We start from the raw sequence: 13,130 nt of genomic DNA, 5'->3' as shown, positions 1-13,130 counted from the left end.
GTAGCATAAGACTATGTTGCGATGTATCGATATCAACAAGGTATAGACCATGAACCGGTTTGTTTTTGCAGATCCAAATCTGTGTATTGGGTGTCGAACTTGTGAAATCGCATGTGTTGTCTCACATCAAGCAGATGGAAAATTAACAGGTGTTGCACCAACGGATTTTTCACCACGTTTGACATTGGTGAAAAATGCGCATGTAACAACACCCGTAATGTGCCGTCAATGTGATGATGCACCCTGCGCGCAGGTTTGTCCTAATAACGCTATCGTTTTAGAAGATGGCTATGTAAAAGTGATTCAGTCACGTTGTATCGGGTGTAAAACCTGTGTCATTGCTTGCCCTTATGGTGCAATGAATGTCGTGACAAAGATGGTTGAAGAATCAAAAGGTGCATCGCTATTTAAGCGCATGGTGCCTAAATCTCAAGCATTGAAATGTGACTTGTGTTCTCATCGTGAAGCAGGTCCTGCGTGTGTAGAAGTTTGTCCTACTAGCGCTATTCAGATTATTGAACCTGAAACATTACAGCAAACAAGCAAACAAAAACGTGAAGCAGCTGCGCTCAATGCTGCTGTAGCGATTGTGCGCTAAGGCGCTAAGCCTTCGTTTAAATACACATTAATAACAATTATAGCCAAAAGGTTAGTATGAAAAAATCAATTGTTGTTTGTCCCTACTGTGGTACTGGGTGCAAACTAAAGTTGGTTGTCGAAAATAACAAAGTGGTGGCAGCAGAGCCAGCAATGGGTCGTACCAATGAAGGCCAACTTTGTTTGAAAGGCTACTATGGTTGGGATTTCCTCAACGATACCAACTTATTAACACCACGCCTAAAGCAACCAATGATTCGCCGTACTCGTGAATCAGCATTAGAAGCCGTGTCTTGGGATGAAGCTATTCAATTTGCCGGCGATAAGCTAATGGCAATTAAAAAGCAATATGGTCCAGATGCGATAATGACAACAGGTTCAGCCCGCGGTCCGGGTAACGAAGCCAACTATGTGATGCAAAAATTCGCAAGGGCGGTGATCGGAACCAACAATGTTGACCACTGTGCTAGGGTGTGACACGCACCATCAGTCTCCGGTCTGGAGACAACAGTAGGTAATGGCGCAATGAGTAACGCTATTCCCGAAATTCAACTTACTAAATGCTTACTCATATTCGGTTACAATGCGGCTGATTCTCACCCTGTTGTAGCAAGACATATTCTTAAAGCCCGTGCAAATGGCGCTAAGATTATTGTATGTGACCCACGTAAGATCGAATCTGCGCGTGTTGCTGATCAGTGGCTAGCGTTAAAGAACGGTTCGAACATGGCACTCGTTAATGCGTTAGCGAATGTGATTATCGAAGAAAATTTATACGACAAATCTTTTGTTGAAAATAACACTGAAGGTTTTGCAGAGTTCCGTGAAATTGCTTTACGTTATACTCCAGAGTCTGTAGAAGAAATCACAGGTCTTAGCGCTGCGGATATTCGCATGGCGGCTCGTACATACGCGGCTGCACCTGAAGCGATGATTTTATGGGGTATGGGTGTTACTCAGTATGGTCAAGCGGTTGATGTGGTTCGTGGTTTAGCTGGCTTAGCACTGTTAACCGGTAACTTTGGTCGTCCAGGTGTTGGTTGTGGTCCGGTTCGTGGTCAAAACAACGTTCAAGGTACCTGTGATATGGGTATGCTACCGAATCAGTTCCCAGGTTATCAGGATGTTTTTGTTGACGAAAACCGTGAAAAATTCGAAAAAGCATGGGGCGTAGAACTATCAGGTAAGCCGGGTTACCGCTTAACTGAAGTAGGCCACAAAGCTGACGAAGGTATTTGTAAAGCGTTTTACATCTTCGGTGAAGATCCTGCACAAACAGAAGCTGATCTTGCTGCTATGCGTGAAACCATGCGTAAGATGGAACTGGTTATCGTTCAAGATATCTTCATGACACAAACTGCGGAATTTGCCGATGTGATTTTCCCTGCGACTAGCTGGGGTGAACATGAAGGTGTATACAGTAGTGCCGATCGTGGTTTCCAACGCTTCTATAAAGCAGTGAATCCAACCGGTGATGTCAAGCCTGACTGGGAAATCTTTAGTTTGTTAGCAACGTACATGGGTTACCCGATGTCGTATAACAATACTCAAGAAATCTGGGATGAACTACGTTCATTATGTCCACTGTATGCAGGGGCTACCTACGAGAAAATGGCTGATCTAAAATCTGTACAATGGCCTTGTCCAACAGAAGATCATCCAGGTACACCGTACTTATTTGAAGGCAATAAGTTCACAACGCCATCAGGTAAAGGTAGCTTCATCGGTGCAGATTGGCGCCCACCGTTAGAGCAGGTTGATGCAGACTATCCGTTAGTGTTGTCAACGGTACGTGAGGTAGGTCACTACTCTTGCCGTTCCATGACAGGTAACTGTGCTGCGTTGCAAACATTGGCTGATGAACCTGGTTATGTGCAGATGCACCCGAATGATGCCAAAGCATTGGGGATCGATGATCAACAATTAGTTTGGGTATCATCTCGTCGTGGTAAAATTATCTCACGCGCTAACTATAATGACCGTGTGAATAAAGGTGTGGTTTACATGACATACCAGTGGTGGATTGGTGCTTGTAACGAATTAACCATTGAACATGTGGATCCAATTTCAAAGACGCCTGAATTTAAATATTGTGCTGTTAAAGTAGAAAATATTGATGATCAGCCGTGGGCTGAAAATTATGTACAAACTGAGTATAGTAATTTGAAAGCACGTTTGAAAAACCACGTTGCAAATGCGTAATTAAATTATTTAAATAAGACTGATTACGTTTTATTTGTAATTTATAACTCATAAATGAAAATAAGGTTTCCAAGATAAAATATTGATTATTTTTTATCTTGGTGCCTTATTTGTTTTTTTGTAAAAGTAATCGCATTTATTTAATTTTTAGCTCAATAACTTAATAATATTATTACTTTTATTTTAGTGATGCTATTGTTAGTAATTATTGATTGATATGGATCAATACTTAGTTACTAAAATACTTGAGAATTGTATAACAAATGATTGAGTTATTATTCACGATTTAAGTCATATTATCAGCAAGAGTTAATGTCAAGATGGAAAATTTTGAAAGCGATTTAATGATCTTTTCTAAGGCATTATTGTCTATTAATGATATATCAGGTGTAATAAATTTTCTAAATAATGAAAGTTTGTTATTCATCGATGCCGATCGTGTTAATATTATTTTAAAAGATGATATAAATGCTCAATCAATCTTATATTATCAAGATGCGAATAAAAATTTCCAATGCTATGATTATTCAGAGGATAATCTAAGTCTTCATCATGTTGTTTCATGTGAATACAGCCATTATATTAATGGCGAAGAACTTTATCGAACATTTCCTCAATTATCTATCCATCCGGCATACACTAATATTCAAACTTATTGTAAAATACCGCTGCTAATAGCAAATCAGCAGTTAGGAGCAATTGAATATATTAATCTTCGTTTACCTAGTTATGATGATGTAGAAAAACAATTTAAGCTGTTCAATAATATGGTTGCTGCAATGATCGAACATATTCTTGAGCATCAAATTGCTTCATCGTTAACTCAACAATTAAGTAATGAGCATAAGGATTATCAATTTTTAGTTGATATTACTAATGCTGTTATTAATCAAAGTTCAAAAAAAGAACTGATTGGCTCGCTATTACACTTTTTATATCAACGATTTGGAATGAATGAATTATCAATCATTCAATCTCAAGATGGCCATTATAATCAATATTCTGGTGGTGATATTGAAGGTGAAATTGATTATCAATGTCATTTTTTTACTGATGACAGCATGATTAAAAATGCAGTTGAAAATAATAAAGCGGTTATGTTAACTGCGGCTGATATTTATACTTTAAGAGGGGATGATAATAGTCCTTATTTTTCATCGTTGGCAAAAAGTGCTTGTGTTATACCAATGATATTTCGCGGTGTAACCATTGGTTATATTTGTTATGTCAAAGCGGTAGAAAGCCAATTTGAGCTAAGTGAGATTGAATTATTTAAACAAATATCAGCACGGGTTGCATTAGCAATGCACAGCATTAAAGTGCATCAATCTGCGATTCCACATCGCTCTCAAACTAAGTTCATTAGTATCGAAGATAGCTATGATGAGCATGCTATTTTTGATGACATTATTAGTCAAAGTGAAGTGATGAATAAGGTGCTAGAGCAGGTTGCTTTAGTTGCCAGTTGCGATAGTACGGTATTGATTTTAGGTGAATCAGGCACAGGTAAAGAGTTGATTGCACGCGCTATTCATAAAATGAGTCACCGCAGTAAAACCGATATGGTCAAGATGAACTGTGCTGCAATTCCAAGTGGGCTGTTTGAAAGTGAATTGTTTGGCCATGAACGTGGCGCATTTACAGGAGCGGTTACTCAACGTGTTGGTCGGTTTGAGCAAGCACATAAAGGCACATTATTTCTTGATGAAATTGGTGATATGCCATTGGAGTTACAGCCTAAATTATTACGTGCGTTGCAAGAAAATGAAATTGAGCGAGTAGGTAAAAACCAGCTTATCAGTGTCGATGTACGTATTGTGGTGGCGACTAATGTCAACCTGCTGCAAATGGTACAGCAGAAGCAATTCCGTAATGATTTATATTACCGTTTGAATGTTTTCCCGATTGAAATACCGCCGTTGCGTGAACGAGCAGAAGATATTCCGTTATTAGTCAAACATTTTACCCGCGAACTTGCGAAAAAAATGGGTAAAAACATTACCTCTATTGCCGCTGAAGATATGCATATTATGCAGCAATTTTCATGGCCGGGTAATGTACGTGAATTGCGTAACGTGATTGAGCGTTCAGTTATTTTAACTCGAGGCCATGTACTTAATGTACCTATACAAGAATTGGTTTCGTCGTCATCTATATCGGCGAGTAAATCTGTTGAAGTCGTGGAACAAGATACGGTATTACCTGCGACAGTTAAATCGCCTTCGCCGATGATAGATAAACAAATGATAGTGGATGCGTTAATTCGCTGTGGTGGTGTTATTGCTGGCCCTAATGGTGCTGCTAATCAGTTAGGGTTAAAGCGAACCACCTTGTTATCGCGCATGCAAAAAATGGGTTTGAATAGCCAAGATTTTCGATTAATTAACTGAATACCATAAATAAAACATCATCATAGATGAATAAAGGAAAAAGATGTTGAACACCTTCGAAGCGTTACCGGAATCAATGTTTTGTAATGCGAGTGAACGTCCTATCGTACGTTACCGTAAAGGCAAAACTGATTGTAATGAGCTTGATTACATCATTGAAGAAACACCGGTTGCCATAGCTTTTAATGGTGTTGCTTACACAGTAATGATGTGTACCCCCAATGATTTAGAACAGTTTGCAATTGGTTTTTCGTTATCTGAAGGGATCATTGACCATCATCGTGATATTCATGATATCGATATGATACCAACCTGTGACGGTATCAATATTAATGTCACCATTGCTAATCGTTGCGTGGCACGTTTACAACAAAAGCGTCGCTCACTTGCAGGGCTGACAGGTTGTGGCATTTGTGGTGAAGAAAAGTTAGAAACGGTATGTAGAGCGCTTGATCCAGTTCCATCATCAGTGGAGTTTGATTTAGGTTTTCTTGATCCTGTTTTGCAACAATTATTGCGTAAGCAGCAATTAAATCAGTTAACTGGCTCTGCTCATGCGGCGGTATATATCAACCAACAAGGACAAGTAGAAGCCATTTTTGAAGATGTTGGTCGTCACATTGCTTTGGATAAATTAGTGGGCTGTATTCATCAGCGCCAGTTAACGGGTGGGGCTGTATTGGTAACGAGTCGTGCCAGTTTTGAGATGGTTCAAAAAGCGGCCGCCGCAGGGGTTGAGGTGCTGCTAGCGATATCTTCAGCCACTAAAATGGCAGTTGATCTGGCTGAAAAACTTAATCTGACGTTATTGGGCCATTGCCGTAATGGTCGCGCAGATGCTTATGCGCATCCTGAACGTATTACAGGGATGATTTAACAAGGATTAAGTATTGAATTTAATGTTAATTAGTGGGTCTCCTTCTTACTTATTAGCAATAAATCGCCCGTTAAGTCGGGGTTTGATTCTATTACATTAAGGATAAATATAAATGAAAATTAAACATGTTGTTGCTGGTGCGCTTACTCTTTTTTCACCCTTCGTTTTAGCACACCCAGGCCACATTGGACCGCATACAACAACGGGTTTTATGACCGGTTTTGTTCACCCATTTACAGGCCTTGATCACTTATCAGTAATGATTGGTGTGGGGTTATTAGCGGCATTAATGGGCGGTAAAGCGGTATCACGTTTACCAATGGCATTCATTGGTATTATGGTTGTTGGGGGCGCATTAGGTGTTGCAGGCATGGTATTACCTGGCATCGAAATGGGCATTGCTTTATCAGTGATTGGTATGGGCGCAATGTTGTTAGCTGGCGGTCGTCTGTCTGAAAAATTGGCAACGGGCTTAGTGATGGCGTTTGCGTTATTCCATGGCATGGCACACGGTATGGAAATGCCGCTTGATGCACAAGCGATGGAATACTTTACTGGTTTCGTGTTAGCAACTGCAATCTTACATGTATCAGGCATTGCACTAGGTAAATTAGTCATGACTTCTGCCATCAACCAACGAGTAATGCGTGTGGTTGGCATTGTTATGGCAGCCTTTGGTGGCGTATTAATGCTGTCGTAATTTAGCTGGATAATACAGTGAAAGACAACTTTGCACGAAAATATATTCATATTACCGGCATTGTACAAGGGGTCGGTTTCCGCCCCTTTGTCTACCAACTGGCGCTACAGTATGCGCTTGTTGGGTGGGTAATTAATGATTCAGAAGGGGTGAAAATTGAGGCGCAAGGTGAAATTGAAAACCTTGAACGTTTTATTATTGCACTTGAGCAACAAGCGCCACCTTTAAGCCGTATTGATGATATCGCTGTGCTATCACTCTCGTTATGGCAAGATTCTGAAAAACCAGAACTATTTAGTATTGAAAAGAGTCAGCACTGTAATAGTACTACGGTGTGTGTTTCTCCTGATCAAGGGCTTTGTCACGCCTGCAGACAAGACATTGCAAATCCTATCTCACGCTATTATCGCTATCCTTTTACTAACTGTACCCATTGCGGGCCTCGTTACAGTATTACTCGTGCGTTACCCTATGATCGGGTTACAACCAGTATGGCAAGTTTTGCATTATGTCATGATTGCCAACAAGCATATGAAAACCCACTAGATCGTCGTTATCATGCTCAGCCAATAAGTTGTAGCGTTTGTGGGCCGTGGACTCGGTTTATTGATTACCGTAACGACGCGATGGCTGATGCTGAATTAACCCAACAAGCGGCGATTAATCAGGTAGCACAACGCCTTCAAGCCGGTGCTGTAGTTGCAATTAAAGGGCTGGGTGGTTTTCACCTTGTTTGTGATGGCACCAATTCTGATGCCGTTGCACAATTACGCCAAATTAAGCATCGGCAACAAAAACCATTAGCAGTCATGGTTGCTGATATCGATACCGCACAACAGTTAGTTACTGGCGATGCAATTGAATGGCAGGCATTGGACTCTCAAGCACGCCCTATTGTGTTAATGCATAAGTCTCAAACGATTAATTGTGACGTATCAACAGTTAGCCTTGCTGACAATGTTGCTCCTAATGTGCCTTATTTAGGCGTAATGTTACCTTATACTCCATTGCATTATTTATTATTTGCCGCACTAGCAAAAAATAATACCGCTGCAATATTGGTTATGACTAGTGCTAATGTTTCTGGTATGCCAATTGCGACTGAAATCGAGCAGATAGAACAGCAATTTTCGGGTTTGATTGATAGCGTACTTGATCATAATCGTCCTATTGTTCATGCCTGTGACGATAGTGTTGTACATTACGCGGGTGAAAAAATACGCACTCTACGTATGGCGCGTGGTTATGCTCCTTATAGCCACTTTGGCCATAAAGCTGAGACGATAACGCTAGCGCTTGGTGCGCAGCAGAAATCGACGATTGCACTGGCGTTGCCTCAGCAGTGGGTATTGTCGCCTTATATTGGTGATCTTAATAACCTTGATACTGAACAGCGCTATCAACAAACAGTGGCTGATCTACAGCAGTTATATCAAGTCAGCGCTGCACAAATTGTATGTGATAAACACCCGAACTATTATTCCACGGCATACGCAAAAAAGCTGATTTCTGCTACTAAAATACCGCTAAACCAACTTCAAGTTCAACATCACCATGCGCATATTTTAGCTGTAATGGCGGAGTTTAATCTTACTCAACCTGTCCTTGGTTTTACTTTTGACGGAACGGGTTGGGGGGATGATAACACTGTGTGGGGTGGGGAAGTATTACTTGCATCGTGTCAAGACTACCAACGTATTGGTCATTTACGACCTTTCCGTCTTATTGGTGGTGAACAAGCAATCAAACAACCAGCACGGCTATTATTTGCGATGCTACTTGAGTGTTATACGCTTGATGATATTAAAGCGATGCAATTAAGTGCCTTTTCAACATGGACAGAGGTACATTTTAATAATCTTTATCAGCTATGGCAAAGTGGCAGCCGCTCTCCTTATACCTCTTCAATCGGTCGACTGATTGATGCTTGGGCTTGTTTATTAGGGTTAGTTGATAAGGTTAATTACGAAGGTCAATGTGGGCTACTGCTGGAACAAGCGGCGAAACAGAATATCTATCATATTCCGTTATCATTTCAGATCACTGCAACTGGTGTTATTGATTGGCAGCCATTGCTTGCTCACATATTGCCTTTGGTGAGTGATATTACTGATGAGCAACGTCAAACATGGATCAATAGCTTGGCACACAGTATGTTGATGGCGATAGCAAAAATGATAGCGACGATAGCAAAACAATATCCTAGTCATGCGGTAGTTCTTGGTGGAGGAGTGTTTCAAAATCGCGTGTTGGTCGATCATATTTATCGCCAATTTTCAGAACACTCACAGCCGCTTTATTGTGGTGAACAATTACCATCCAATGATGGTGCCATTGCTGCGGGACAATTGTGGTATGCGCTACATCACCAATCTATCAAGTCAATGAGTAAATCACAGGAAGCGTAGCAATGCATGAATTATCACTGAGTATAAATACGGTTGATACCGTGGTTGAACAGGCTAAAAAACAAGGCTTTAAGCGCGTGACAAGTGTGACATTAGCCATTGGTACACTGTCATGTATTGAGCCTCAAGCATTAGCAACGGGGTTTGAATTTGCTAGTCGTGGCACTATCGCCGCAGATGCTCAATTGAAGATTGAATCTGTTGCGGCACGAGTATGGTGCTTAGACTGTCAGCAACATGTAACAATTCCAGAGCGTGGCGTTAGTTGTCCACGCTGTCAAGGCTATCAATTAAAAGTTGAAGCTGGCGATGAATTAATGATTAAACATATCGAGGTTGAGTAATATGTGTAACGTATGCGGCTGCGGAGATAGCCGAATTGAAGGTCACTCTCACGAACATTCTCATGATCACAGCCATGATGATCATCACCATCATCCACATCAGCACAATGATCATCACCATGCTATCAAAGATGTGCCACAGTCAGTAGTTATCCATCATCATTATCATCATCAGGGTGATGTTCATCATCATGTTCATTATACTTTGCCTGCTAGTGCTATGCCTCAGCAAGCAACGCATGGACATCATCATGAGCATGATACTAATCATCAACATTCACACCATCATGCCCATGATAGCGATAATCACCATACGCACCATCAACCAGAGCGTTTAAATACTGGTGATCTCCATTATGGTAAGGGTGAAGCTGAAGTTCATGTTGCTGGTGTTTCACAGCGACAACTACTCACACTAGAAATGGATATATTAGGTAACAATAATCAACTTGCAGCTCATAACCGAGCGCATTTTATTGAAAACCAGCAATTGGTGCTAAATCTAGTTTCAAGCCCAGGTTCAGGCAAAACTACATTGCTAACTGAAACCTTGATGCGATTAAAGGATCACTGTGCTTGTGCTGTGATCGAAGGTGATCAACAAACGACTAATGATGCTGATCGTATTCGTGCAACGTCAGTGCCTGCTATTCAAGTTAATACCGGTAAAGGTTGTCATCTTGATGCTCAAATGATCCACGACGCTTATCATCAATTGGCCATCAATGAACCAGGATTTTTGTTTATTGAAAATGTGGGTAATTTAGTCTGTCCAGCGAGCTTTGATCTTGGCGAAGCCTCTAAAGTTGCTATTTTATCGGTGACGGAAGGCGAGGATAAGCCGCTTAAATATCCAAATATGTTTGCTGCGGCAGATTTAATGATCATTAATAAAATCGATCTGTTGCCTTATGTTGATGTCAATATAGAAGATTGTATTGCTAATGCACGTAAAGTAAACCCTGAAATTCAAGTGATTAAGCTGTCAGCTAAAACAGGTGAGGGTATGGACGCATGGTTTAACTGGTTAAACGAAAATCGTCAGCAACTGTAATTAATGACTGTATTTTAGTAAGGATTAAGATGCTGTATATATCGAATTAATATATACAGCCTTTTAATGTTTTGTTTAATGTTCATATTTAAGACTAATAAGTGATAATGTTCAAAAAAACGTTTAAATAGCTAAATTAAAACTATCATTTTTTTTATTTATCTATAAAATCCCGCGCACATTGCTAACAGAGCTTAAGCGCGTACTTGCGTTATGTCTCTCATTAGCGACAATTTTGACGATAAATAACGTAAGTAGCCAATGAAAACACACTCCTTTGTTGCAGCAGTAGTACTACTATTATCTGGCTGTGATATCACTACTGAAACACGTCAACCGCCAACGGTTAAAGATATTGAAATGTGTCAACAGCGTATTGCTGTGAAAACCAATTATTCAGTAACAGCAATGTCTGATAATCATTTAGATAATAAATCTAAGGACAACCACGGTTGGGTATATGTTAATTACCAAAAAGACAATAACCGGGGATATTTAAAATTTAGATGTAATTCAAGTTATGTCGAAGTCTGGGCAGCAGGTGCTGCAATGTGGACTGGTTTATAAGTTATTTTAGATGCTCATACTGATATTAGTATGAGCATTTTTATTATGGGGATCCGCTGCTATTTAAAATTGTGAGGTAGCAATCAGAGTTGGAAATAGATCGGTATTTTTATAATGATAATGAATCGCATATTCGCCGTGAATTGGCAACGCCATAAAATAGAGTAATTCATAGCAATTTTTTTTCTGAATAATGCAAGCAATAGTTTTTAATGCCACAGCATTACCAAGCGTCATTGGTAGCTCGCTGTATGGCGTTATAAATAAGCGAGTATCATTTTCTACTTGAGCGACAACTTCGGTTATATTTTCTTTATTATCAACCCGTTGTAGAGCATTGTTTTTTATTAGTGGCTGCCTAATAACACGTTGAATAACACGGTAATATTCATATTCAGCCCAGCAACATAAGATATTGCCAAATAAGGTAATAGCTTGTTTCTCTATTTCAATATAATAGGGAGCAAGACTACCCAGGGGCACTGTACCATTAATAGATTGCGCATAATCACTGGTAATACACTGATAGAGATTATCTGTTTGATACGGCATTAGGTCATTAATTGTCTCCATTCGTGCATTGACTAAGGTAGAAAAGAAGCCAGCATCGTTATGCAAATGGATATGCTCATCAATAAATTGCAGAAAATTTTGTTGTGTTGTCGATTGATGAGTACATTTAGAAGCAACTGAACTCGTGATTACATTAGTGTACATCGCATAATAGACTCTATAAAAAATGACAAATGGATTGTAATTAATTCATTAATCAAATAATGCATGATGATGTATATACTGTGATAATTATCAAATAAAACCAGCCACTATTTTTGTATTTGGGCATTATGTTCCATTTTGGTATTTTTGATTGTAATTCAATGTTTTTGTAGTATTAGTCGTCGCTGTTTTTACCCTTTTTTATGATTGAATTTTATAAAACTGCCAGAGTTTATGTTATTGAGCATCGTCTTTTAAATTTGAAATTGATACTCATATCTATGATATCAGTCGCAAAAAATATGCAGTATTAAATATGACTAAATTTTTATTTGTGATCAGCCCTGATTGGTTTTTATTTAAAATTTTTATTACTTAATTTGTCGTTATTATATTGCGATGTTTTTTAGAAAGTAATGCCATAAGATTTAATATTTGGTCAAAACAATGTCATGCAGGTATTGTTTATTTTATTGATGTTAAAGGAATAATATGAGTAAATTTTTTTGGCTTGCTTGGTTTTGTGCCACACTGCTGCCTATCCATGCTAAAGCGGGTGAGTGGAACTCATCAGGTATTGATGGACACTATGTATTATCATCATTGATTGATGAGCAACAGGGACAAAAAAAAGTTTTCTTTTCGCTGTATAAAGCCAAATATAACAATAATGGTTTTGAACGTTTCTTAAGCCAATGCAATAAAAATGGCTTTGATAAAACGGTATCAATGACCATTAATGGCCAAAAAGTACAGATGGATAAGATTTGTCGTAGAACAGATGACAGTAAAAATTACTGGGTATATACACCAACTACCAATGAGGGGTTGGCATTTCTGATCACACAGTTTAAATATACTGAAACTGTCAATATTCATAAAGTATTTGTTAATATTTACAAGCAAAAATCAGATTTAAACTTTAGGATTTCAGCTAAGGGTTTTGCGCAATCATGGAATCAATCATCTCAAATGCTTTAATGGTGCAAGCGTAATTTGGTTCTATTTTAGAGGCGGTATCGAGAGATTGATACCGTTTTTAATTTTTAGCAAATAGAATGGAGCGGATAACGGGAATCGAACCCGTGTCATTAGCTTGGGAAGCTAAGGTAATACCATTATACGATATCCGCTAAGTGCGTAAACAATAAATATTTGTATGGATATAGTCAAGGTAATAGACTGTTTATTCAGGGATTAATCCGAAAGATGAATTAATTGAGCTATTTTAAATAGTCGCTGTGCAAAATGTCAGCAATTAGTTGCTAGAACGA

Annotated in this window: 11 protein-coding genes and 1 tRNA gene; 10 read left to right on the top strand and 2 right to left on the bottom strand. The window is 39.1% G+C overall.

What is annotated here, in order from left to right; genetic code table 11:
- Positions 1-49 precede the first annotated feature (49 nt).
- The 9 genes from PMAL9190_RS11540 (at position 50) to PMAL9190_RS11500 (ending at position 11,139) form a co-directional block, all read left to right on the top strand.
- The gene (locus PMAL9190_RS11540; protein ID WP_087845333.1) at positions 50-598 is read left to right on the top strand and encodes a 4Fe-4S dicluster domain-containing protein; all 549 of its coding nucleotides are present in this window, start codon (positions 50-52) and stop codon (positions 596-598) included.
- A 56-nt stretch (positions 599-654) separates the two neighbouring features.
- Positions 655-2,799, top strand: a complete 2,145-nt coding sequence (gene fdhF / locus PMAL9190_RS11535) for a formate dehydrogenase subunit alpha (protein ID WP_087845332.1) — start codon at positions 655-657, stop codon at positions 2,797-2,799.
- A 320-nt stretch (positions 2,800-3,119) separates the two neighbouring features.
- The gene (locus tag PMAL9190_RS11530; RefSeq protein WP_087845331.1) at positions 3,120-5,189 is read left to right on the top strand and encodes a sigma 54-interacting transcriptional regulator; all 2,070 of its coding nucleotides are present in this window, start codon (positions 3,120-3,122) and stop codon (positions 5,187-5,189) included.
- 43 nt (positions 5,190-5,232) lie between these two features.
- Positions 5,233-6,066 (top strand): formate dehydrogenase accessory sulfurtransferase FdhD, encoded by an 834-nt coding sequence (fdhD, locus tag PMAL9190_RS11525; RefSeq protein WP_200813413.1) that lies wholly within the window; start codon positions 5,233-5,235, stop codon positions 6,064-6,066.
- A 112-nt stretch (positions 6,067-6,178) separates the two neighbouring features.
- Positions 6,179-6,766, top strand: coding sequence for a HupE/UreJ family protein (locus tag PMAL9190_RS11520; RefSeq protein WP_065167120.1), 588 nt, complete (start codon positions 6,179-6,181; stop codon positions 6,764-6,766).
- 17 nt (positions 6,767-6,783) lie between these two features.
- Positions 6,784-9,174 carry a carbamoyltransferase HypF gene (gene hypF / locus PMAL9190_RS11515; RefSeq protein WP_087845330.1) on the top strand — a complete coding sequence of 797 codons (2,391 nt, stop codon included), beginning with the start codon at positions 6,784-6,786 and terminating at the stop codon, positions 9,172-9,174.
- A gap of 2 nt (positions 9,175-9,176) precedes the next feature.
- Complete coding sequence (gene hypA, locus PMAL9190_RS11510; RefSeq protein ID WP_087845329.1) at positions 9,177-9,518, top strand: hydrogenase maturation nickel metallochaperone HypA; 342 nt, start codon at positions 9,177-9,179, stop codon at positions 9,516-9,518.
- 1 nt (position 9,519) lies between these two features.
- Positions 9,520-10,572, top strand: a complete 1,053-nt coding sequence (gene hypB / locus PMAL9190_RS11505) for a hydrogenase nickel incorporation protein HypB (RefSeq protein ID WP_087845328.1) — start codon at positions 9,520-9,522, stop codon at positions 10,570-10,572.
- A 261-nt stretch (positions 10,573-10,833) separates the two neighbouring features.
- Positions 10,834-11,139: a hypothetical protein gene (locus tag PMAL9190_RS11500; protein WP_087845327.1), complete on the top strand. Its 306-nt coding sequence runs from the start codon at positions 10,834-10,836 to the stop codon at positions 11,137-11,139.
- Positions 11,140-11,202: 63 nt separating this feature from the next.
- Here the strand turns inward: PMAL9190_RS11500 and PMAL9190_RS11495 are convergent, their stop codons facing one another.
- Entirely contained in the window at positions 11,203-11,856 is a 654-nt protein-coding gene (locus tag PMAL9190_RS11495; RefSeq protein ID WP_087845326.1) for an acyl-homoserine-lactone synthase, read from the bottom strand.
- 492 nt (positions 11,857-12,348) lie between these two features.
- Between PMAL9190_RS11495 and PMAL9190_RS11490 the strand changes: the two genes are divergently transcribed.
- Complete coding sequence (locus PMAL9190_RS11490) at positions 12,349-12,837, top strand: hypothetical protein (protein ID WP_087845325.1); 489 nt, start codon at positions 12,349-12,351, stop codon at positions 12,835-12,837.
- Positions 12,838-12,915: 78 nt separating this feature from the next.
- On the opposite strand, the gene PMAL9190_RS11485 is transcribed toward PMAL9190_RS11490, so the two are convergent.
- Positions 12,916-12,989 (bottom strand) — tRNA-Gly (locus PMAL9190_RS11485).
- Between the last annotated feature and the right edge of the window lie 141 nt (positions 12,990-13,130).

Origin of the sequence: Photobacterium malacitanum (genome assembly GCF_900185615.1) — a bacterium.
Lineage (GTDB): Bacteria > Pseudomonadota > Gammaproteobacteria > Enterobacterales > Vibrionaceae > Photobacterium > Photobacterium malacitanum.
The sequence above is the reverse complement of the archived record's forward strand: the minus strand, read 5'-3'. Positions and strand labels throughout refer to the sequence as shown.

Coding starts and splice junctions, on each gene's coding strand:
- fdhD (WP_200813413.1), top strand. CDS start 5,233: ATGTTGAACACCTTCGAAGCGTTACCGGAATCAATGTTTTGTAATGCG.
- PMAL9190_RS11540 (WP_087845333.1), top strand. CDS start 50: ATGAACCGGTTTGTTTTTGCAGATCCAAATCTGTGTATTGGGTGTCGA.
- PMAL9190_RS11490 (WP_087845325.1), top strand. CDS start 12,349: ATGAGTAAATTTTTTTGGCTTGCTTGGTTTTGTGCCACACTGCTGCCT.
- PMAL9190_RS11500 (WP_087845327.1), top strand. CDS start 10,834: ATGAAAACACACTCCTTTGTTGCAGCAGTAGTACTACTATTATCTGGC.
- hypA (WP_087845329.1), top strand. CDS start 9,177: ATGCATGAATTATCACTGAGTATAAATACGGTTGATACCGTGGTTGAA.
- hypB (WP_087845328.1), top strand. CDS start 9,520: ATGTGTAACGTATGCGGCTGCGGAGATAGCCGAATTGAAGGTCACTCT.
- PMAL9190_RS11530 (WP_087845331.1), top strand. CDS start 3,120: ATGGAAAATTTTGAAAGCGATTTAATGATCTTTTCTAAGGCATTATTG.
- PMAL9190_RS11520 (WP_065167120.1), top strand. CDS start 6,179: ATGAAAATTAAACATGTTGTTGCTGGTGCGCTTACTCTTTTTTCACCC.
- PMAL9190_RS11495 (WP_087845326.1), bottom strand. CDS start 11,856: ATGTACACTAATGTAATCACGAGTTCAGTTGCTTCTAAATGTACTCAT.